Below are 21,654 nucleotides of genomic sequence, written 5' to 3'. Positions count from 1 at the left end.
GTCGGTCAGATCGTCCGGTCGACGCCGGTGAGGTGGGCGTAGACGACGATGTTCGCCTCGTAGCCCTTGCTGGGGTCGAATGATCCGCCACAGGTAAGCAGCCGCAGTTCGGGCCGTCCTGTGGCGCCGTACACCTCCTTGTCGGGGAAGTCGGCCTTGGCGTACGTCCGGACGCGGTCGACCGTGAAGACGGCGACCCTGCCGTCGGCGCGGGCGACCCGGACGGTGTTGCCGGGGCTGAGCGAGTCGAGGTTGAGGAAGACGGCGGGCCCGCTGCGGGTGTCGCGGTGACCCACGACGACGGCGGTGCCGCGCTCTCCCGGGGTGGCGCCCTTCGCGTACCAGCCGACGACCCGGGGGTTCTCTACCGGTGGGGTGGCGAGCCGCCCGGCGCCGTCGAGACCGAGGTCGATGACCGGGGCCTCGATGGTGATGGCGGGGACGGCGAGCGCCGTGGGGCGCGACCGGGCCAGCGGCCGGGGGGGCGGTGCCGGCCGGGGCGGGGGCGTGGCCTTGGGGAGCGCCCTGGGCTTCGCCTTGTGGTCGAGGGCGGCCGGGGCGCCGGCCGCCCTCGCCGCGGACGCTGCCGCCGCGGCCGGGCCGGGTGCGGCCGGTGCCGCGGCGAGCGGCGGGTCGGCCGGTTCCCCGCCCCCGGCCCACCAGGCGCCCCCGGCCACCAGGACGCACGTCACCGTGACGGTCCTGGTGAGCCGGAGGAGTCGCCGGTGACGGCGCGTGAGGCGGGACCGGGGCGTGTGAGGCCCGGGCGTGAGGCCGGACCTACGCGGCGCCATTGTCGCGGCGGCGCGAGCGACGGATCAGGACCAGTCCGGCCGTGCCGGCGAGGCCCGCCGCGACGGCCGCCCCGATGCCGAAGGCCGAGGAGTCCTCGGCGGCGATCGGCGCGCTGCCGCCGCCGCCCGCGCCGACCGGGCCGTGCGGGGGCTTGCCGTGACCGTTGCCGCCGTTGTCGCCGTTCCCGCCGGGGCCACCGCCGGGGCCCCCGTTACCGTTGGTGGGCGTCGGTGTCGGCGTCGGGTTGGTGATCACGCCGCCGGGGCAGTTGACCCGGAAGACCTTCGACTTCGCCGCGCCGCTCTGGCCCACCCACGTCCATTCGACCTTGTACATGCCGGTTGACAGGCCGGTGATGTCGTCCGTGTGTCCGTCACCGTTGCTGTCGACGGCGATGCTGCCGTTCTTCAGCGACGGGTCCTGGTTGCCTGGCTGGCCCGGCTGCTCATAGATGTTCCACTGGATGCTCTGCAGGCCGTCGAAGTTGAAGGCCGCGAAGCGGAAGGTGCATCCGACCTGGGGCTCGTTGGCCTGGCTGGTGTCAGGGGTGTTCTGTCGGTGGACCTTGACGTCACCGTTGTCGCCGGGCGCGGCGAAGGCCGTCGGGGCGCCGGCGAGGGTCACACCGCCGAGCGCCAGGGTGGCGAGCGCCGCGCGGAGAAGAGTGCGGGTGGGGGGAGTCGTCATGAGGGAGGTCCTCCAGTCGTGAGGGAGCACAGCGGACGCGTATTTGCGATAATCCGACTATCTGTCACGACATGGACACAAACGGTGACGACTCGACCGCACCGACCTCCCTCTCCACCCGTCCGGCCCACTCCCCGTCGCCGCACGGGACCGGGGACGGGTCGGGGCCGCCCGGCTCAGATGATCCCGAAGAGGATCCCCGCCGCCAGCACGACCAGCGAGGTCAGCGCGGCCCACTTCCCCGTGAACCGGGTGTGGTCGCCGAACTCCACCTTCGCCATGCCGACGAGGACGTACACGGCGGGCACCAGCGGGCTGGACATGTGGAGCGCCTGCCCGACCAGCGAGGCCCGGGCGATCTCCAGGGGCGACACGCCGTGGGCCGCGCCGGCCTCCGCGAGGACCGGCAGCACGCCGAAGTAGAAGCCGTCGTTCGACATGAAGTAGGTGAGCGGGAGGCTCAGCAGGCCGGTGACCACGGCCATGTGCGGCCCCATGCCCTCGGGAATGGCACCGACGAGCCAGTCGGCCATGTGCTTGACCATGCCCGTGCCGGTGAGGACCCCCGTGAAGACCGCGGCGGCGAAGACCATGCCCGAGACGTTGAGGACGTTGTCCGCGTGGGCGGCGATCCGGGCCTTCTGCTCGGCCATGTTCGGGTAGTTGACGGTGAGCGCGAGAGCGGCGCCGAGGAGGAACAGGACCGGGATCGGCAGCAGCTCCAGGATCATCGCGGTGAGCAGCACGAGCGTGAGGCCGGCGTTGAACCAGTACAGCTTGGGCCGGAGGCTCGCCCGGTTCGGGTCGAGCCCCTGGAAGCCGTCGCCGTCACCCGCGCCGACGCCCGCGCCCGTGGCCGAGGCCGTGGTCGTGGTCGTGGTCGCACCGGAGTCGCCGACGGACTTCTTCGGCGCGTCCGCGTCCGCGCCGGCCCCGCCGCCCGCTCCGCCGCCCGCCGCGACCAGCACGGTCTCGGTCTCCGGCACCAGGGCCTCGTCGAGCGTGAGGTAGCCGATGCGCTTGCGCTCGCGGCGCCCGAGGACGTACGCCAGGGCGAAGACGAAGACCAGGCCCATGCCGAGCGCGGGGATCATCGGTACGAAGATGTCGGAGGCGTCCAGCTTCAGCGCGGTCGCGGCGCGGGCCGTGGGGCCGCCCCAGGGCAGGGTGTTCATGACGCCGTTGGCGGTGGCGGCGACACCGGTCATCACGACGAGGCTCATGCCGAGCCGCTTGTACAGCGGATACATCGCCGAGACGGTGATCATGAAGGTGGTGGAGCCGTCGCCGTCCAGGGAGACGATCGCGGCGAGCACCGCCGTACCCACGACGACGCGCACGGGGTCGGCCTTGCAGAAGCGCAGGATGCCCCGGACGATCGGGTCGAAGAGGCCGACGTCGATCATGACGCCGAAGTAGACGATCGCGAACATCAGCATCGCGGCGGTCGGCGCCAGCTTGCCGACCCCCTCGATGACGTAGTCGCCGAGCTGGGCCCCCTGCCCGACCGCGACACAGAAGAGCGCGGGGATCAGCACGAGCGCCGCGATCGGCGACATCTTCTTCATCATGATCAGGACCAGAAAGGTCGCGATCATCGCGAAGCCGAGGACGGTCAGCATGGAGGACACCTCACGTTCACCCTTGAACTGCCGCCGAGCGGCGGTCCGGATGACGGTAGGTGCCCTCTTCTGCCGTTAACAAGATGTTGACGCGTGAGCAATACGAGCAAAACCCCAGGTCAGAGCCGAGGCCGCACGGGGGGGCGGGGGCCGAGGCAAGGAGGCTAGTCGAGGGGCGCCACCTCGACGGGGAAGCCGTTGAGGACGGCGGTGCCGGAGAGAGGGTCGATCCGGGAGCCGTCGAGGAGTTGGTTGACATTGACCCCGGGGCGCGCGGCCGCCACGGAGAGCCGGGTGCCCGGCCGGTCGTGGCCCCAGCCGTGCGGCAGGCTCACCACGCCCGGACGTACTCCGTCGGTGATCTCCACCGGTACCTCGAGGGAGCCGCCTTCCCCGGTGATCTGGGCGAGCCCGCCGTCGGTGAGCAGCAGCCGGTCCGCGTCCTCGGGGTGCACCTGGAGGGTGCAGCGGTTCGAGCCGCCGCCCAGGGCGGGGGTGTTGTGCAGCCAGCTGTTGTTCGAGCGCAGGTGCCGGCGGCCGACGAGCTGGAGGGTGCCGGGGGCCGGTACGGCGTGCAGCGCGGCGCGCAGCCGGGGCAGATCGGCGGCGAGGGGCGCGGGGAGGAGTTCGATCCGGCCGCTGCGGGTCTTGAGGAGGTCCGGGATGCGCGGCTTGAGCGGGCCGAGGTCGATGCCGTGCGGGTGGGCCCGCAGTTCGTCGAGGGTGAGTCCGTACGGGCCGAGGCGCAGCATCAGGTCGAGCCGGCGCTCGGGTCCGGTGGCGCCGGTGAGCCGGCCCGCGAACTCCTTCGGATCCGCGCCGTACGCCGGTGAGTGCTTCTGGGTGACGGCCTTGGCGAGGGTCGTGTCGATCGCCAGCTCGTCGACGGCGGACGGCGGGGCGCCATGCATGCCGGAGACGGCGAGGATCAGCCTGGCGTGGATCTCGCACTCGTCCATGGAGTCCGCTTCGAGGGGGACGGCCGCAGGGGTGTAGCGGGCCTGGTCGCGGACGGCGAAGCCGTTGAAGGCGAAGTCGAAGTGGGCGCTTTGGGAGGGTGGCGGCGGGGGGAGGAGGACGTCGGCGTGGCGGGTGGTCTCGTTGAGGTACGGGTCGACGGCGACCATGAGGTCGAGGGAGCCGAGGGCGTCGTCGAGCCGGTTCCCGTCGGGGGCGGAGAGGACGGGGTTGGCGGCGACGGTGATCACTGCCCGGATGCGTCCGTCCCCCGGCGTCTCGATCTCCTCGGCGAGTGCGACCAGCGGCAACTCCCCCTTGGCCTCGGGGTGGTGCGAGACCCTGCTGTGCCGGCGGCCGAGGGCGAAACCCCTTCCGGGACCCGCCGGGCGCGGGGCGGGTGCGGTGGCGGAGAGCGGGAAGAGCGCGCCCCCGGGCCGGTCGAGGTTGCCGGTGAGGACGTTGAGGACGTCGACGAGCCAGTTACCGAGGGTGCCGTACTCCACGGTGGAGCTGCCCATCCGTCCGTAGACGGCGGCGGAGGGCGCCGCGGCCAGTTCGCGGGCGAGGGTGCGGAGGGTGGCGGCGTCCACGTCGCAGGCGGCGGCGACGGCCTCGGGGCTGAACTCCTTCACCGCCTCCCGTACGTCCTCGACCCCTTCGACATGGGCGGCGAGCGCGCCGAGGTCGGTGAGGCCCTCCTCGAAGAGGGTGTGGACGAGGGCGGCGAGGAGGAGTGCGTCGGCGCCGGGGCGGATGGCGACGTGGCGGTCGGCGAGGCGCGCGGTGCGGGTGCGGCGTGGGTCGACCACGGTGAGGGCGCCGCCGCGCCGCTTGAGCGCCTTGAGCCTGCCGGGGAAGTCGGGGGCGGTGCACAGACTTCCGTTGGAGTCCAGCGGGTTGGCTCCGAGGATCAGGAGGTGGTGGGTGCGGTCCAGGTCCGGGACGGGTACGGCGAAGGGGTCTCCGAACAGCAGGCCGCTGGAGACGTGCTTGGGCATCTGGTCGAGCGTGGACGCGGTGAAGAGGTTCCGCGTGCGCAGGGCGCCGATGAGGAGGGGCGGGTAGAGGGCGCCGGCGATCGTGTGCACGTTGGGGTTGCCCAGGACGATACCCACGGAGTCCTGCCCGTACTCCTCGATCAACGGCCTGATCCGGGCGGCGATGGTGTCGAACGCCTCAGCCCAGCTCGCCTCCTGGAGCCGGCCGTCCTTCCGGACGAGCGGGCGGCGGAGCCGGTCCGGATCGGCGTCGACCTCGGGGAAGGCTGCGCCCTTGGGGCAGATGAACCCCTGGCTGAACACGTCCTCGCGGTCGCCGCGGGCGCCCGTGACCCGCGAGCCGTCGAGCGTGAGGGTCAGTCCGCAGGTCGCTTCACAGAGGGGGCAGATGCGCAGGGCGGTGGGCATGGCGTCTCCCTGGTGCGTCGGGTGGCGCCGAGCATACCGACCGGTAGGCACGTACGGGAGGGGCGCGCGGAATCCGGGTGCGGGGCGAGGCGGAGCGGGGCGCTAGGCGAGCGAGGGCGCCAGGTAGGCGTACAGGAGTTGGCGGGTCTCGGCGATCAGCGCCGGGTCGCCCTCGGGAGCCGTGCGGAAGGCGAGCCGGACGAGGGCGTCGGCGGTCTCGACGCCGACCAGGACCTTGCGGAGCAGGACCTCGTCGGCGGTGCGGCCGAGGTGGGTGGCGAGCAGGGCGCAGAGCCGCTCGGCGACGAGGTGATTGGGGTCCTCGACGGCGGTCTCGGCACCGGGCCCTGCCTCGGCCCCCTCCCCCACGTCCTTCCCCTCACCGCTCTCCGCCGCTGTCTCCCCCGGCGCGCCTCCCGGCACGCCGAAGTCGACGAGCGCGAAGCCGGGGACGGTCAGCTTCATGGCGATGAACTCGTCGAGGACACCGTCGATGGCTCCGTACGCGTCGAGGAGGGGCGTCGCCGCGAAGCGGGTGGAGATCCGCTCGGCGTACTGGTCGAGGTTGCGGTGGGCGAGGGCGGCGACCATCGCCCGCTTGTTGCCGAAGAAGCGGTAGACGGAGCCGATGGGGACGCCCGCGCGGGCGGCGACGGCGCGGGTACTCAGCTGCTCGTAACCGGTCTCGTCGAGGAGATCGGCGCAGGCGTCGAGGATCCGGGCAAGCCGCTCGGCGCTGCGCTGCTGGACGGGGGCACGGCGGAGAACCGGCGGGGTCTTCGGGCTGGTCTGGGACACAGAAGCCATGATGCCGCTCCCGTCGGGTCCGGCTCGCCCGACCGCGACGCCGGTCTCACTCGTATCGGACAAACCGCTCCACCGCCTCGGGGACATGCCACGCGCCGTACCCGAATCGCTCGCCGAGTTCCCGGCAGCGGGCGTACCGCTCCTCGGTGAGCGGCACGGCGAGCACCGCGAGGAGACGGACGAGCAGCCGGAAGCCGAGATCCGGGTCGGCCTCGGAGACGACCCGCGCGACGGCCTCGGCCGCGACCGTACCCGGGAGCGGGCGCGCGTGCGGGCTGACGGTCCGGCGCGCGAGCTCCGGTGCCGACTCCCGCAGCACGTCCAGGACGGCGTCGGCGAGTTCGGCCCGGACCGGGGCCGTACGGGGCTCGTAAGCGGGGGCGACCCGGGCGAGGTGGTCGCGGCAGGCCGCGGCGACCGTCCGGAGCCACTCCCTTCCGTCGGTCCCCGCCACCTCGATGTCGTACCCCTGTTCCGATGCGGCACCCCACACCGTGGCGATCGTGCCGGTGGGCACCGGGGATTCCAGGAGACGGAGGGCGTCCTGGAGCAGCACGGCCGCCGCGGTGCCCGGGGTCTGCCCGGCTTCGTCGTCGGCCACGGCCCGTTCCAGGACGTCGCGGGGCGTGTCCGCGTACCAGGGCCCGGCGAACCGGGACGCGAGCGCGGTGAGGCCGAAGTCCCCCTCGGCGTCGCGGCGGGCGGGGTCCACCGGCGGCCACCGTACGGCGAGGTCGTCGTAGACGAGCGGACCGGGGTACGCGAGGCGTTCGTCGAGCGCCATCAGCCGGTCGAACTGCGCCTTGCCGACGGCGATGCGCCGGGCCTTGAGGACCCGGAGGTACAGGCGGAGGGCGAGGTCCGCGTCGGCCTCTTCGGCGATCGCCTCCAGCGCTCCCGGAAGGCCGGCGAACGGCGGGGCCGTGAAGGCGCCGCCCTCGGCGGCCGACGCCCGGATCTCGGTGACGACGTCCGCGCGCAGGCCCGCCTCGTCGATCACGGGCGGGGGCCGGAGGGACCAGTGCCGGGGTGTCGTCTCCCGGACGCGGGCCGGGTACGGCTCCGCGAGCCGACGCAGCCAGCCGCGGACGTCCGTGCCGTGCTCGGCCAGGTCGAAGCGCCCGCCCGTGGCCGCCCGCCACACCGTGCGCAGCGCCTCGTCGGGGACGGCGGAGTCCAGCAGGAGCCGTACGTCCGTTCCGAGCTCGACGGCGCCCTCGCCTTCGCAGAGCCCGGCCACGTCCGCGGCGAGGCTCAGGAACATCGGAGGGTCGACGGGCTCGGCGGAGGCGTGAATGCGCGCGGCGAGCGCGCTGAGACCGAAGTCCCCCTCGTAGAAGGCTCCGTACGCCTCGCGTTGTCTTGCCATGCTCACTTCCTCTCGCTTCCTCGTCCCACGGCGTACGGGCCCGCTCCGTAACAGGAGCGGGCCCGCTGTCATGGGTCAGCCGGCGATCAGATCACCGGCCTCCGTCAACCGACGGAATCCGTCGATCGATGGAGTCCGTCGACCGATGGAGTCCGTCGACCGATGGAGTCGTCAGACCGGATACGCCGTGAAGATGATGTACCCGTCGTGTCCGTCCTGTCGCGGCAGCCTCTTGAGCACCACCTTGACCTGGTTGCCGGCCGCGGTCCACCCGCCGTCGGCGTCGTACACCTTCCCGAGCGATGAGTGTCCGTCGTACCTGCCGGAGATGGGGAACTCGGTCTTGTTGCGCCACTGGCCCCGCTTGTTGAGGAAGTTGTCCAGGGCCGTGAAGCTGGCCTCCCGCCTGTTGCCGTTCGGGAAGAAGTAGTACTTGATGACGGCGTCGACCGCCTCCTGCGCGACGGCCTGGCTGGTCCAGACGCTGCTGATCGGAGCCAGGCCCTTGTCCCGGTTCTGGATCGCGAAGAGCTTGGCCTCCTCGGGCGTCGGGTCGACGTGGCGGCTCAGCGTGTGCGCCCCGCTGTTGGGGAAGTCGATCTCGTCGGTGAGCTTCGTGCAGTTGTGGACCAGGAGGTCCTTCGCCCGCTGCCCCTCGGCGCGCACGTAGAACGTGTGCAGGCCCTCGACCGTCAGGTCGTGGACCTCGCGCGGAGCGAGGCCCGCGCGGTCCCGCAGTCCGGTGACGGCGAGCAGCGAGCCGTCGGGCGCGCGCAGGGCGTCGCCCGTGCGCAGCGCGGAGACGACCGTCCAGTCGCGCCCCTCGACGTACACCCGGTGTCCGGCGGTGCTCGTCAGGACGGACCCGTCGGCGAAGGTGATGTCGACGAGCCGGTCGGTGTCGTGCGCGTAGGTCGCGGAGACCGTCTGGGAGCGCCGCTCACCGCTGTCCGGGTCCGCCGCGAGGACGCGGTCGCCGACGCGCACGTCGGCGATCGGCTTGTGGCTGCCGTCCGCCATCAGCACCCGGGTGGCTCCCGGGAAGCTGTTGACCTTGCAGGACGTCAGCATGTCCTCGTAGAGGTTGACAGTGTTCTCGAGCCGCGCGAGGGTCGCCGGGTCCAGCCCGTCCAGCGCCTTGAGCGTGTTCCACGCGTCACGGACGCCGATCCCGGTGTTCAGCGCGGCGTGCAGGGCGGTGATCGCCTCGCCGGCCTTGACGAACGCCTTGCCCGGGATGAAGTTGCTCGCGGCCCAGGCGCAGGCGCCGGCGCTGCCCTTCCAGCAGTCGATGAAGTCCTGCAGCAGGACGGCCTTGATGATCTTGTAGGCGACGGTTTCCTCGATGAGGTCCCACTTGCTGAAGTAGCGGGTGACCTCCTTCTTCAGCCCCTTGAACGACTGCCGTTGGAGCGGCAGGGTGTCCTCGGACGGGCAACCCGCGGCCGTGGCCGGCACGTTCGGGTTGGTGCACATGAAGAAGTCGACCTCGACGTCGAACGTGACGTCGAACGTGACGGTGCAACCGGTCCAGCCGGGCTCGAGCACGCAGGGGGCCCGCTGCTTGGATTCGGTGACCTTGAGGCTGTCCTCGTCGACGACGAAGAACGTGCCGCCGATCCCGCCCGTGCCCGCGCCGTCCTTGATCTGCTGGTTGGCCTGCTTACGGGCGGCGGAGTCGGCCGCCTCCTGCGCCTCCTTGGCGTACCTCAGCGCGTCCTTGGCCGCTTCCTCGGCCTCGGTCGCGGCGGCGTCGGCGCGGTCGGCCGCCGCTCGGGCGTCCTTGGCGGCCTGCTCGGCGGCGGCTGCCGCGTCGCGGGCGCCCTGGGCGTCCAGGGCGGCCTGGTCGGCGGACTCGCGGGCTGACTTGGCGTGCCCCTCCGCGCGCCCGGCCGCCTTGTCGGCGGCGGCGGCGTCCTCGCCGGCCTGACGGTCGTACTCGACCGTACGGGCCAGGGACTCGGCCGCCTTGGCCGCGGCGCGGGCGGCGTCGCCCGCGTAGCCGAGGGCCTCCTTGGCGTAGGTGCGCGCGTCGGCCGCGTGGGCGGCGGCGTTGGCGGCGTGCACGTACGCCTGCTTGGCCTCGCCGGTGGCCGCGTCCGCGATGACCTTGGCGGCGGCCGCCTCGTCCTTCGCGTTCTGGGCGTGGGCGTCGGCGACGGCCTTCTGCTGCTCGGCGATGGTCTTCGACGCCTGGCCGGTCAGGACGACCAGGCCGGCGGCCGAGTCGGTCGTGACGTACGGGGAGCCGAGCTGGATCGCGTCGTTGGCGGGCTGGGCGACCTGCGCGGCGGAGTTCCCCGCGTCGACCGCGGCCTGGGCCGTGACGTGGGCGAAGCCGGCGGCCTTGGCGGCGGCGGCCAGGGCCTTCGCCGCCTCCTTGCTCGCCTCGTCCGCGTGGGTCTTGGCCTCCTTCGCCCGGGCGTCGGCTTCGTCGGCCAGCTTCTGCGCGGTCTTCGCCGCGTCGGCGGCCCGCTGCGAGGCCTCCAGGGCGTCGGCGACGGCGCTGGTCGCGGTCTTCACCGCGGCCTCGGACTTGAGCTTGGCGGCCTGGGCCGCGTCCGCGTCGGCACGGGCCCGGCCCGCGGCGGCCTCGGCGCGGGTGGCCGCGGCGTCCGCCTCGGCGGCGGCCTGCGTCGCCGCGTCGGCCTCACCACGTGCCCTGCCGGCCGCCGCCTCCGCGTTGTCCGCGTGCGTGTCGGCGGCGTTCGCGGCCTCCCGGGACGCCTGCGCGGCCTCGTCCGACTCGTGGGCCTGGGCGAAGGCCTCCTTGGCGTCGGCCTTGGCGCGGGCGGCGTCGGCCTTCTGCTCGGCGGCCCAGGCGTCGTCCCGCAGGTCGCGGGCCTTGTCCTTGGCCTTCACGGCGTCGTTCTTCTTCTGGACCGCGGTGGATTCGGCGGACTCGGCGAGCTTCCTGGCGTCGTCCGCCTTCACCGCCTCCGCCTCGGCGTTCTTCCGGTGCTGGGCCGCCTCGCCCTGCTTGGCGACGGCGGTCAGCTTCTCCTTCTCGGCGGTCTTCTCCTCCGCCTCCGCCGAGAGCCTGCGGGCGCGGGCGTCGGCGGCGGCCGCCTTGGCGTCCGCCTCCGCCTGGACGGCGACGGCCAGCTTGGCCTCGGCGGTCTCCTTCTCCTTCTTGGCGGTGTCGCGCTGGAACTTGGCCCCGTCCGCGGCGGCCTTGGCCTGCCACTCGGCGGCGCGGGCCGCCTCCTTGCGGAACTCGGCCTTCGACAGGGAGGCCTGGGCGAGCGCGCGCTGCGCGATCGTCTCGCTGTCCGCGGCGGCGGCGCGGGTGGCGGCCTCGGCGGTCTCGCCGGCCTTCACCATCGCGTCGAGCGCGGCGGAGACACCCTTGGTGACCTGGGCCTTCTGCAGACCCACCAGCAGTCCGCGGCCACGCGGAGCGCCCTTGGCGTCGGCGATGGCGTACGCGGCCTGCTCGGCGGCGTCGGAGGCGGCCACGGCCGTCTTCGCGGCGGCGGCCTGCTGCTTGATGACCGCGAGCTGAGCCTTCGCGCCCGTGCGGGCGTCCGTGACGCCCTTCGTCGCCTGGTCGAAGTGGGCCTTGGGCTGCACCTCGCCGTTGTGACCGGACGGCTTGATGGTGAGCTGCTGCGGGCCGGTGTTGTTGCAGGTGGCGAGCAGCGCGTCCCTGCTGAGGTCGTACGTCGGGAAGTTCAGGCACTTGCCCGAGCCGACGCCCTTCAGCGCGGTGGTGGACCGGGGGGTGTACGCCCAGGTCTGCGCCGCGGAGCTGTTGCACGTGTACAGCTGGATCTTCGTGCCGACCGCCGTACCGCCGTTGGCGACGTCGAGGCAGGTCATGGACTTGACGTTGCGCAGGTGCAGACCGTGGTCGTCACCTTCCATGCGCCACTTCTGCCCGGCCCCGCCGTTGCAGGTGTAGACCTGGACCGGGGTGCCGTTGGCGGTGCCGCCGCCCTGGGACTCCAGGCACTTGCCCGGCGCCGCCTTCAGCTCGATCGTGGACTCGACGTCACCGGTCCAGCCGACGCCGCCCGCGGACCAGTAGTCCTGCCAGCGGGTGAGGTGGTCGGCGACCCACGAGTGGCCGAGCATCTGGCCGAGCGCCCTGGCGCCGGTCGCGAGCGCCTTGGTGGCGTTCTCGCTCGCGTCCACGACCTGGTTGCGCTGGGTGGCCTGGGAGGCGATCTCCTGCTGCCACTCGGCGGCGGCCGTGTCGGCGACGGGGCCGAGGACCTTGTTCGGGTCGATCGCGTCGCGCCAGGCGCACGTCGAGTACCGGGTCTTCATGTCCTCGACGGCGATGCGGAATTCCGCGGATCCCGGGACGGGGGCCTTACGGGGGAAGCCGCCGGCGGCCAGGAAGAGCCGGGCGTTGTCGGCGCCCGTGGGCTCGAAGGTGGCTTCCTTCAGCCACTTGAAGCCCTCGTGCTCGGCTCCGTCGCGGTACCAGTCGGTACTCGTCTGCGGGTTGGGAGCCGTGCCGTAGAGGGGCGTGCCCAGGTCGGTGACGGCCTTGCGGGTCTTCTCGTCGGCCTTCGGGGTGGGATCGACGTAGAAGTCGCCCTCGTCCTTCCAGAACCGGTCGGCGATCCACTTGGTCAGACCGGTCTGGGTGTGGAAGTCCTCGCCCTCGCTGACGCCGGGCGGCCAGTGGAAGGTGGTGTTGTTGATGCCCGCGGGAGTGGTCAGCCCGTACACGGGCTTCTTCCAGCTCTCCCGGAGGGCGTAGATGTCCGCCAACTCCTTGTCGGCGGCGGCCTTGTCCTTCGTGAACGCCGCGGCGAGCGGAGTGGTCTCCCAGTACTTGCGGTTGGCCGCGGTGTGGAGGCCCTCGGGCGGCAGATCGAGCCCGCCCTGGGCGACGGCGGCCATGGCGGGCCCGCCCACGCGCAGCACGTCGGCCATCAGGCACTGGTCCTGCCGCAGTTCCTCCGCGGCGGTCTCGTCGTACCAGTCGTAGTCGTTGCCGACCGCGGCCATGCGCGGGGCGACGGCGCCGGGCTGGACGGCGAGGCCGCCGAGCACGGCGAGGCCGGTCACGGCGGTGGTGAGGGGGGTCAGGATCACGGACAACCGTGATCCGGGTATGAGCATGCCTGGTCTGAAACGCAAGAGTGCATCCTTCGTATGGAACGAGGACGGTGGGGGCGCCCCTGAGGAGGGACCGGACCTCCGCGCGTGGATCCGACGGATCCATCCGATCCAGCGGATCCCGCGGACCCGACGGACCCGACGGACCCGACGGATCTACACGGGCGCGCCGGATCGCGCGCGGAGCAGGGCGATGCAGCCCCTCTCGGCGGGCATGACGAGCCTGTGTCGCGGCATGGTGGTCCGTCCCTCCCCGTGGCGGCACTGTTCCCCCGGCCGCCGGTGATGTGCGTGCCGTCGTGGAGTGGTCAGGCTCCGTCCGGCGCGCGGGGATCACCATAGACACAGGCCAACCCCCTTGATCAAGAGGGTTACTGAAGAGTTCGCCTCGCGTCAGGCGATGAGCAGGCCGATGCCTCCGAGGGTGTACGCGATCATCAGCACGAACAGCGGCAGCTGGCCCGCGACGGCCCGGGCGGGCGGGAAGAGCCGGACGGACCGGTCGTGGGCGGCGACGACACCGAGGACGTGACCGGTGACGATCGCGGCGACCTGGAGGGTCGCGAGGCCGCCGGGACCCAGTGGTGGGGCGGGTGAGAGGGCGTTGTCAGTGCCCGCTGCCATGATGACGGTACGTGGTCCTTCGGTGACGAAGAGCGAGAAGTAGTGGGCGACGAGGTAGCCGAGGGCGATGGGCAGGAGCGAGTGCGCGAAGGAGGTGAGGGGCGTGGTGAGGGACCGGTCCATGAGGCGGAGGGCGCCCGCGCAGAGGCCGTAGCAGGCGGCGGCGAGGGCGACGACGGCGAGGAGGCCGAGCGTGGCGGTGACGGTGGGGTCGAGGGAGGAGGTCTGGAGGGTGGTGATCCAGCGGGGGTTGTCGGAGAGGCCGTCGTAGGCGGTGGAGCCGAGGAGGACGCAGACGGTGGCGACGAGACCGGGGGTCTGCGGGGTGGAGTCGAGGCTGTGGAAGGGGGAGCGCAGGACCAGGCGGCCGTCGGCGCGGCGGCCGAGCGGGGAGAGCCGGGCGAGGAGGGAGGAGTAGACCTCGAAGGGGTCGGCGTGGGCGAACCATCGGTCGCCGTAGCGGGCGGCGCCGAGGAGTTGGACGCCGGCGTGGACGGCGAGGGCGATGAGGAGGGTGGTGGCGGAGGTGTTGTCGGGGGCGACGAGCTCGAGCCAGGTGAAGAGGAGGAGCCCGGCGGCGGCGGGGCGGATGCCGACCGCGGCGGGCAGGGGGCGGGGGCTCCGTGGCGGGCGGAGGGAGTGAAGGGTGCGGAGCGGGTTGAGGAGGCGCCAGACGGGGCCGAGGAGGAGGGAGGCGGGGACGAGGCCGACCCAGAGGAGGACGTAGAGGGCGCCGGGCGCGGGGTTGCGGTCCGGGTCGTCGGGGCCGAGGAGGAGGTGGGCGAGGAAGAGCAGGGCGGCGGCGGCGCCGAGGAGCCGGAGCGCGGTGCGGGTGACCGGCGCGTCGGCCACCCGCTGGACGGCCGCCGGGACGGGCCGCCCGGCCTCGTCACCGCGGAAGCGGGACGAGGACCAGAGCAGCCCGAGGGCGAGGAAGGAGACGAGGAGTGCGGTGAAGGCGCCCGCGTAGGCGTAGAAGGGCGAGAGGGGGAGGTCGTGCTGCGAGCCGACACCGTGGGCCAGTGGGAGGCCGGACGTCGGGGCGAGCGGGAGGCCGGGGACGGGGACCGGGACGCCGGTCATCGGACGACGAGTTGGGTCAGGAGGAGTCCGGACTCGTGGGTCTCGACCTCGAAGAGACCGGTGCGGTCGGCGGTGAGGGTGAGGGTGGCGGGGACGCCGGGAGAGAGGGGGAGTTCGCGGTCGTAGCCGTGGACGTGGAGGGTGTCGGCGCGGTCGCCGGTGACCCGGAGGGTGAGGCGCTCGCCCTTCTTCAACTCGATGCGGGAGGGAGGTGGCTGGACGGTCTTCCCGGTGATGGTGAGGGCGACGGTCCGGCCGGTTTCGGACGGCTGGGGGCTCGGCGGCGCGACGGTGGCGGTGGTGGTGGCTGTGGCCGTGGCGGAGGGGCGGGGGCTCGGCGGGGTCGAGGGGGCGGGGGCGCCGTCCAGGCGGACGGTGGCCTGGACGGGGGCACCCTCGACGGCCCAGACCGTGTGGTCGTCCGCGTGGAGGCGGACGGTCAGGGTGCGGACCCCGGGCGGTACGTACCCCCAGGCGCCGTACAGACGGGTGGTCTCCTTGCCGTCGGCCAGGAGACGGGCGTGGCCCCGGCCGGGGAGGGCGGCGCCGCCGGTGCTGTCCGGGGTGAAGCGGAACCTCTCCACCGTGAGGTGGACGTTCCAGCCGCCCTCGGTGTCGGGCCTGGTGTCGATCCGGACGGTGGGCGCGGTCGCGGCGGGGACCTCCCGCAGCCGGTGGCCGGCCTCGTCGCGGGCCGGGAGCAGGGTGCCGCTGCTCCCGGTGGCCTCCTCATGGCTGGTGCCGGGGTTGTGGTGGGTGGTGGGCCGGTCGCCGCAGCCCGCGAGGGACAGTGCCGCCGTCAGGACGAGCGCCGCGGAGAGGAGGGACGTCGACGCCCGGCGGGGGTGGTGCGTCACGCCGTCCCCTCCTCACGGGGGCGCGGGTCGGCGGACTCGGCGGTGGTGGACTCGGCGGTGGCGGCCGCGGAGGGGGTGGCCGCGAGGGTGGTGGCGGGTGCCTCCATGAGCTCCGTCTCCCGGTCGGGGTCGGTCGGTTCCGGTGTGCGGGTGCCTGCCGCGATCACCGCCCAGAGGACCCAGACGACGCCGAGCAGCAGGCGGACCCAGGCGGGGCTGAGCGGGATGCCCGGGAGCATCAGGACCGCCTTGTCGAAGGCGTCGAGCAGGGTGAGGGCGCCGAGGACGACCGTGGTCCAGGCGAAGCCGGGGCGGGTGGGCCGCAGGGCGAGGCCGATGAGGGTCCACCACACGCCGGTGAGGAGCAGCGCGAGGGCCGGGACGACGGTCGGGGTGAGGGCGAGGGTCGAGCCGACCACGTCCAGGGCCAGGCCGGCGAGGCCGACGAGGGTGGCCACGCCCGCGAGCCGGTGGCCGCGCAGGCGGCGCCACCACAGGGCGAAGCCGGTCAGGGCGAGGACGAGGGCACTGCCGAGGGCGAGTTGGGTCTCGACGCGCTCCAGGCCGCGGGCGCCGTACCAGTCGCAACCTGCCGGGAGGCGGCGCTCCGGGACGCTGTAGTCGGCGCAGACGAGGAGCTGGGCGAGCTTGACGGGCTCGCCGACGAGGCGGTCGGTGTTGCCGGAGACGTCGCCTCGGCGTTCTCCGCAGCCGGGCAGGGCGCCGGGGCTGGACGCGCCGGCGTCGGACTGCCAGCAGTTGCCGCTGCCCTGGCCGTCCCAGGAGACGTCGGTGCGGTTGGGGCGGGAGTTTCCGGCCTTGTCGACGCCGAGGTGGTTGGCGGCGTAGCGGTTGTGGTGGGAGGTGTCGGTCTGCTTGCCCCAGGCGGACTCGCCGCGGATGAAGGCGGGCACGGCGTTGAGGTAGAAGGCGGTGCGCTGGTGGCCGTAGACCCAGTTGTTCTCGTAGAGGTTCCAGTTGCCGCCGGCGGTGATGATGCCGGTGCCGGGCGGCATGGAGATCTGGGGGCAGACGACGCCCCGTTCGTAGCCGCGGTCGACGGGCGGCTTGGCGCAGGTGCCGTCGGCGACGTACGGGTAGTAGTTCTGGTTGTTGTCGTGGATCAGGTTGCGCTCGAAGCGGGCGTGGTTCTGGGGAAGTCCGGGGTGGCCGGGGAAGGCGGAGTCCATGGAGGCGCCGCCCATGTTGTGGTCGAACTCGTTGTCGTGGACCCAGACCGAGTCTCCGGCGGTGCCGGAGTAGCCGACCATGTTGTGGTGGCTGCGGCAGCCGGTGATCTCGATGGAGTAGCGGGGTACGTCGTAGCCGCGGCCGTCGTTGATGTTCGAGGCCGAGCCGGGGTAGATGCCGGAGTCGCCGTTGCCGTACGACTCGCAGTTCTTGTAGAGGCCGTGGTCGGAGGCGAACGTGAGGAAGCCGTACTCGTCGTTCCAGCGGGTGAGGACGTCGTCGATGACGAAGCCGTCGGCGGCGAGCACGTACAGCGAGTTGAAGGTGGTGCGCTGGGCGGTGAAGTTGCGGAAGTAGACGCCGTCGGACTGGTCGGCCCGGACGCCGTTGAGCTTCTGGTACTTGGCGTCGATGACGACGTCCATACGGGTGGCGCCGGTGCCCTCGATCTGGAGGTTCTTCTTGCCGAAGATCGCGACCAGGTTCTGGTTGTGCGGGCACTGCCGCTGCTGCTCGTAGCTGAGGATCTGGTAGCCGAACGACGAGGTCGGTGCCTTGAGCGAGGCGCAGGCGCCGGTGGGCGCGGGCAGCGAGGGCTCCTCCTCGTAGAGGCCGGGGAGGATCGCGATCGTCATGCCCGGCCGGTCGACGGCGTCGACGGCCTGCTGGAGGTGGCGGTACCCCTCGCGGGCGCAGCGGTCGAGGAGGGCGAGGTTGCGGGCCTTGAGCGGGGCCGGGAAGGCGGATATCCGGCGCGCGAAGTCGGCGCGGTCGGTCTTGCAGACGAGGAGGTCGGGCTCGCCCGTGCGGAGCGTCGGCACGGTGCCGGAGCCGTCGGGGAAGGTGACGGGCCGCTCCTCGTGGGCCTGGGCCCCGGGCGCGGTGAGCAGGGTCGCGGCAAGGGCCGCGAGCACGACCGAAAGGGCGAGGACGAATCTTCGGGACCAGGACATGCGCGTGAGAGTAGAGCATTGTTCATCTTTTCTGACCCCCTCGTGCGCTACCAATCCGGAACGCCTCTCACCCGCGCCCCGTTGACGGGAGCGCCGCGGAATCCTACGGTCATCCATAGGATTCCCTTGCGGGCTCAGGACAGGAGCGGGCGATGACCACGGAGCAGGCCAGGAAGACGGCCGAGGCGCTCACCTACAGCACCGGTTTCGGCAACGAGCACAGCTCGGAGGCGGTCCCCGGCGCGCTGCCGCACGGCCGCAACTCGCCGCAGCGCGCACCCCTCGGCCTGTACGCCGAGCAGCTCAGCGGCAGCGCCTTCACCGAGCCGCGGGCGCACAACCGCCGCTCCTGGCTCTACCGGATCCGCCCCTCGGCCGCGCACCCGCCGTTCACCCGGACCGACGACGGCGCGCTGCGCGGGGCCCCCTTCACCGAGACCGTGCCCGACCCCAACCGGCTCCGCTGGAACCCGCTGCCCGAGCCGGCGCCCGGCACCGACTGGCTCGCCGGTCTGTGGACCCTCGGCGGCAACGGCGACGCGACCCAGCGCAGCGGCATGGCCGTGCACCTCTACCACGCCAACGCCTCCATGGAGCGGGTCTTCGGCAACGCCGACGGCGAGCTCCTGATCGTCCCCGAGCGCGGCGGCCTGCTCCTCCGTACGGAGCTGGGCCTGCTCGCCGCGTACCCCGGCGAGGTCGCGCTGATCCCCCGCGGCGTCCGTTTCCGCGTCGAGCTCCTCGAAGAGACCGCCCGGGGCTACGTCTGCGAGAACTACGGGGCGCCCTTCCAGCTCCCCGACCTCGGCCCGATCGGCGCCAACGGCCTCGCCAACGCCCGCGACTTCCGGGCCCCCGTCGCCGCCTACGAGGACGTCGAGGGGCCGGTCGAGGTGGTCAACAAGTACTGCGGCCACCTCTGGTCGGCGATCTACGGCCACTCCCCGCTGGACGTCGTCGCCTGGCACGGCAACCACACCCCGTACGTCTACGACCTGCACCGCTTCAACGTCATCGGGACGATCTCCTACGACCACCCCGACCCGTCGATCTTCACGGTCCTCACGGCGCCGTCCGACACCCCGGGGCTCGCGGGCGTCGACTTCGTCGTCTTCGCCCCGCGCTGGCTCGTCGGCGAGGACACCTTCCGCCCGCCGTACTTCCACCGCAACGTGATGAGCGAGTACATGGGCCTCATCGAGGGCGCGTACGACGCCAAGGCCGAAGGCTTCGTGCCCGGCGGCGGTTCGCTGCACAACATGATGTCCGCGCACGGCCCCGACCGGGAGACCTTCGACAAGGCCAGCGCGGCGGAGCTGCGGCCGCAGCGGATCGACGACGGCCTCGCCTTCATGTTCGAGACCCGCTGGCCGGTGACCGCGACCCCGCAGGCCGCGAACGCCGACCATCTGCAGAAGGGGTACGACGACGTATGGCAGGGTCTTGAGCGCCACTTCCGGCCGTAGAGTCCCGGCCGTAAGCCCGTAGCCGTCGTACGGAGAACACGTGACCGCCTTCGCACCCGACTCGCTGGTCCTGAACCGCAAGCTGCCGCTCTGGTATCAGGTCTCACAGTCGTTGCGCGCCTCGATACTGGGCCGCACGCCCGACGCCTCGCTGCGGCTGCCCACCGAGGAGCAGCTCGCCGCCCACTACGGCGTGAGCGTGCTGACCATGCGCCAGGCCCTCAAGGAGCTGGAGGAGGAGGGCCTGATCAGCCGGCACCGGCGGCGCGGCACCTTCATCGAGCCGGGTGCCCGCCGCTCCACCCCGCGCCGGCTGCTCGGCTCGATCGACGCGATCGTGGCCCAGCAGTCGGGCGAGCGGACGACGGTCCTCGGGCACGGCGCCGGGCCGGTGCCGGGCGAGCTCATCGAGTACTTCCCGGACCTGACGGAGGTCGTGGCGTACCGGCGGCTGCGCCGTGACGGGGAGAGCGGCGAGCCGACGAACTGGGTGGAGAACGCGGTGCGGCCGGAGCTCGCGGCCGCGATCGACCCGGCCGACCTGGAGCGGTGGCCGATGACGAAGGTGCTGCGGGACGTGGTCGGGGTGCGGATCAGCCGCATCACGGACACGGTCGAGGCCCGCCTCGCCGACCCGGAGACGGCGGGCCTGCTCCAGGTCCCGCTGCTCTCGCCGATCCTCCACTACACCGGCGTGACCTACGACGAGGACGGCAGGGTCGTCGACGTGGCCCGCATCCGGTACCGCGGCGACCGCTTCTCCTTCACCGTGACGGTGGAGGCGCACTGACAGCGCTGGTTAGCATGCGGGGCGTGACGGAAGCCTCAGGTTCGTATGACGACCTGCCCCTCCTCGACGACCTCATGCCGTGGTCCGTCGCGCCGCTGCGCTTCGGGCGGTCCTGGATCGTGGCGCCGGACGCACGGACTCTGCGGGTCCGCTGGGACCGGCTGACCGCCGCCGAGGGGGCCGAGCGCGAGGCGCTCTTCCGGCCGAGCCGGGCCCGGACCCCGGCAAGCGCGGTGGCGGCGCTGCCCGGTCAGCGCACCGGGACCGCGCGCTTCGCCCGCGAGTCGGGCCCGTGCCCGGAGCCGGTACGCGTCGCGCACGGGCCGTTCGACGAGCAGTGGCTGCTCCCCGACCACCGGCTCATCGACACCGCGCGCCCCGAGCTGTGGCGGGTCGCCGGGGAGCCGCAGATCTTCGCCGTCGAGCAGGGGTACGTCCCCGGGGCGGCCGGCCCCGCGCTCCTGGTGACGGCCGCGCTCCCCGAGGGGCGCTCCCCGGCGGGCCGTCCCGGCCGGATCCGCCCGCTGTTCCGGCGCCCGGGCGGCCACGAGCCCAATCTCGCGCCGGGCCTGCTGCGGTTCCTCACCGACCGGTACGGACACGGGGTCGACGCCCGCGAGTGGCTCGCCTGGACGCTGGCGGCGGCCGTCCCCTCCCCCGCCGGCTGCCGCGTCCCGCTCCCCGCGGACCCGGAGGTCTGGGCGGCGGGTGTGGCGCTGGGCCGGGAGCTCGCCGACGTGCAGCTGCGGGGCGCCCTGAGCGGGTCGAAGCCGAGGCTGCCGGGCGGACGCCGCCCCTATGTGCGGGCGGCGGTCCCGGCGCGGCCCGGGGACGTGACGTACGACGCGGGGGACGAGGTCCTGGGCCTCGGGGAGGGCCGGATCTCCCCCGTACCGGCGGAGGCCTGGGAGTTCCGGGTCGGCGGGGTGCGTGTCCTGGAGCAGTGGTTCGCGCACCGGACGGCGGTGGCCGAGCCGGGCTCCCTGGAGGCTCTCGGGCCGGCCGCCTGGCCGCAGGAGTGGACCTCGGAGCTGCTCGACCTGGTCACGGTCCTGGCGCTGCTCGGCGCGCGGGAGCCGGAGCGCGCCGCCTTCGCGACGGCCGGTGGCCCTTCCCGGGAGGAGCTGCGGGCGGCCGGGGTGCTGCCGGTGCCGGACCGGGCCCGCCGCCCCGCGTCCGTACTGGATCATCGGGAAGAGGGCCCGGAGGGCCAGTTCGCCCTGCTGTAGCGGCGTCTCAGGCAGTCGCGGGCACGAAGGAGTCGAGCACCCGCCCCAGGGTCCGCTCGAAGACCTCTTCGGGGTCGAGCCGTTCGATCCCCGACCCGGCCAGTACGGAGGCCAGCCGGGGGTAGCCGCCGCCCGCGATCTGCCGGCTCAGGTAGGCGGTGCGGACGGCCAGTTCCTGTTCGCCGGACCAGGGCAGGGAGCGGGCGCGCTCGGCGAGGGCGATCTCGTTGGCGACGATGGTCATCACGGTGCCGTTGACGCTCGCGATGAGTTCCATCTTGGTGCCGCCGGGCAGGTCGAGGCCGTCCAGGCAGCCGAGGCAGTGCTCCAGGAACCGCAGGGCGTTCGGGCCGTAGGCGTAGCCGGTGGTCATCAGCCGGATCACCCAGGGGTGGCGGCGCAGGATCCCGCGCGCCTGCCGGCCCATGTCGAACATGTCCGCGCGCCAGTCACCGCCGGACGTGCCGAGCGGGTCGGAGAGCGCGTACTCGGCGCTGACGGCGTCGACCATCAGCTCGTACAGGTCCTCCTTGCGGGGGACGTAGTTGTAGAGCGACATCGTGCCGCAGCCGATGTCGCCCGCGATGCGGCGCATCGAGACCGCGTCGATGCCGTCGGCGTCGGCGATGCGGACCGCGGCGGCCACGATGTCGCTCCTGCTGTACGCCGGCTTCGGGCCTCGGCCCGCGCGCTCGGGCCGCGCCCAGATCACTTCCGGTTCGGCCGCTCGGCCCGCCAT

At 73.0% G+C, this 21,654-nt stretch carries 14 protein-coding genes; 3 read left to right on the top strand and 11 right to left on the bottom strand.

The features are described from left to right. Positions 1–5: 5 nt before the first annotated feature. The 10 genes from ACIBG6_RS35855 to ACIBG6_RS35810 form a co-directional block, all read right to left on the bottom strand. The gene (locus ACIBG6_RS35855) at positions 6–794 is read right to left on the bottom strand and encodes a class F sortase (protein WP_399226925.1); all 789 of its coding nucleotides are present in this window, start codon (positions 792–794) and stop codon (positions 6–8) included. Next, entirely contained in the window at positions 781–1,482 is a 702-nt protein-coding gene (locus ACIBG6_RS35850) for a hypothetical protein (RefSeq protein WP_399226924.1), read from the bottom strand. The genes ACIBG6_RS35855 and ACIBG6_RS35850 overlap by 14 nt, the downstream gene beginning before the upstream one ends. A 176-nt stretch (positions 1,483–1,658) precedes the next feature. After that, a complete protein-coding gene (locus tag ACIBG6_RS35845) occupies positions 1,659–3,104 on the bottom strand; it encodes a CitMHS family transporter (RefSeq protein WP_399226923.1) in 1,446 nt (481 codons plus the stop codon). A 164-nt stretch (positions 3,105–3,268) separates the two neighbouring features. Next, positions 3,269–5,470 carry a molybdopterin oxidoreductase family protein gene (locus ACIBG6_RS35840; protein WP_399226922.1) on the bottom strand — a complete coding sequence of 734 codons (2,202 nt, stop codon included), beginning with the start codon at positions 5,468–5,470 and terminating at the stop codon, positions 3,269–3,271. Positions 5,471–5,572: 102 nt separating this feature from the next. Beyond that, the gene (locus ACIBG6_RS35835) at positions 5,573–6,277 is read right to left on the bottom strand and encodes a TetR family transcriptional regulator (RefSeq protein WP_399226921.1); all 705 of its coding nucleotides are present in this window, start codon (positions 6,275–6,277) and stop codon (positions 5,573–5,575) included. 46 nt (positions 6,278–6,323) lie between these two features. Next, positions 6,324–7,646 carry a hypothetical protein gene (locus ACIBG6_RS35830; RefSeq protein WP_399226920.1) on the bottom strand — a complete coding sequence of 441 codons (1,323 nt, stop codon included), beginning with the start codon at positions 7,644–7,646 and terminating at the stop codon, positions 6,324–6,326. 171 nt (positions 7,647–7,817) lie between these two features. Next, positions 7,818–12,725: an RICIN domain-containing protein gene (locus ACIBG6_RS35825; RefSeq protein ID WP_399226984.1), complete on the bottom strand. Its 4,908-nt coding sequence runs from the start codon at positions 12,723–12,725 to the stop codon at positions 7,818–7,820. A 390-nt stretch (positions 12,726–13,115) separates the two neighbouring features. Beyond that, a complete protein-coding gene (locus ACIBG6_RS35820; RefSeq protein WP_399226919.1) occupies positions 13,116–14,429 on the bottom strand; it encodes a hypothetical protein in 1,314 nt (437 codons plus the stop codon). Continuing rightward, complete coding sequence (locus tag ACIBG6_RS35815; RefSeq protein ID WP_399226918.1) at positions 14,426–15,286, bottom strand: hypothetical protein; 861 nt, start codon at positions 15,284–15,286, stop codon at positions 14,426–14,428. The genes ACIBG6_RS35820 and ACIBG6_RS35815 overlap by 4 nt, the downstream gene beginning before the upstream one ends. After that, complete coding sequence (locus tag ACIBG6_RS35810; protein WP_399226917.1) at positions 15,283–17,430, bottom strand: right-handed parallel beta-helix repeat-containing protein; 2,148 nt, start codon at positions 17,428–17,430, stop codon at positions 15,283–15,285. The genes ACIBG6_RS35815 and ACIBG6_RS35810 overlap by 4 nt, the downstream gene beginning before the upstream one ends. A gap of 152 nt (positions 17,431–17,582) precedes the next feature. Here ACIBG6_RS35810 and hmgA point away from each other — a divergent pair, with 152 nt between their 5' ends. From hmgA to ACIBG6_RS35795, 3 genes are read left to right on the top strand one after another with little or no spacing between them, the layout of a single operon-like run. Beyond that, positions 17,583–18,896, top strand: coding sequence for a homogentisate 1,2-dioxygenase (hmgA, locus tag ACIBG6_RS35805; RefSeq protein WP_399226916.1), 1,314 nt, complete (start codon positions 17,583–17,585; stop codon positions 18,894–18,896). Between the two features lie 40 nt (positions 18,897–18,936). Then, positions 18,937–19,686: a GntR family transcriptional regulator gene (locus ACIBG6_RS35800; protein WP_399226915.1), complete on the top strand. Its 750-nt coding sequence runs from the start codon at positions 18,937–18,939 to the stop codon at positions 19,684–19,686. 14 nt (positions 19,687–19,700) lie between these two features. Next, on the top strand, positions 19,701–20,915 hold the full coding sequence (locus tag ACIBG6_RS35795) for a type ISP restriction/modification enzyme (protein ID WP_399226914.1): 1,215 nt from the start codon (positions 19,701–19,703) through the stop codon (positions 20,913–20,915). A 7-nt stretch (positions 20,916–20,922) separates the two neighbouring features. Here the strand turns inward: ACIBG6_RS35795 and ACIBG6_RS35790 are convergent, their stop codons facing one another. Beyond that, positions 20,923–21,654 (bottom strand): TetR/AcrR family transcriptional regulator, encoded by a 732-nt coding sequence (locus ACIBG6_RS35790; RefSeq protein WP_399226913.1) that lies wholly within the window; start codon positions 21,652–21,654, stop codon positions 20,923–20,925.

The sequence above is a fragment of the Streptomyces sp. NPDC050842 genome, assembly GCF_044456565.1.
Classification (GTDB): domain Bacteria; phylum Actinomycetota; class Actinomycetes; order Streptomycetales; family Streptomycetaceae; genus Streptomyces.
The sequence above is the reverse complement of the archived record's forward strand: the minus strand, read 5'-3'. Positions and strand labels throughout refer to the sequence as shown.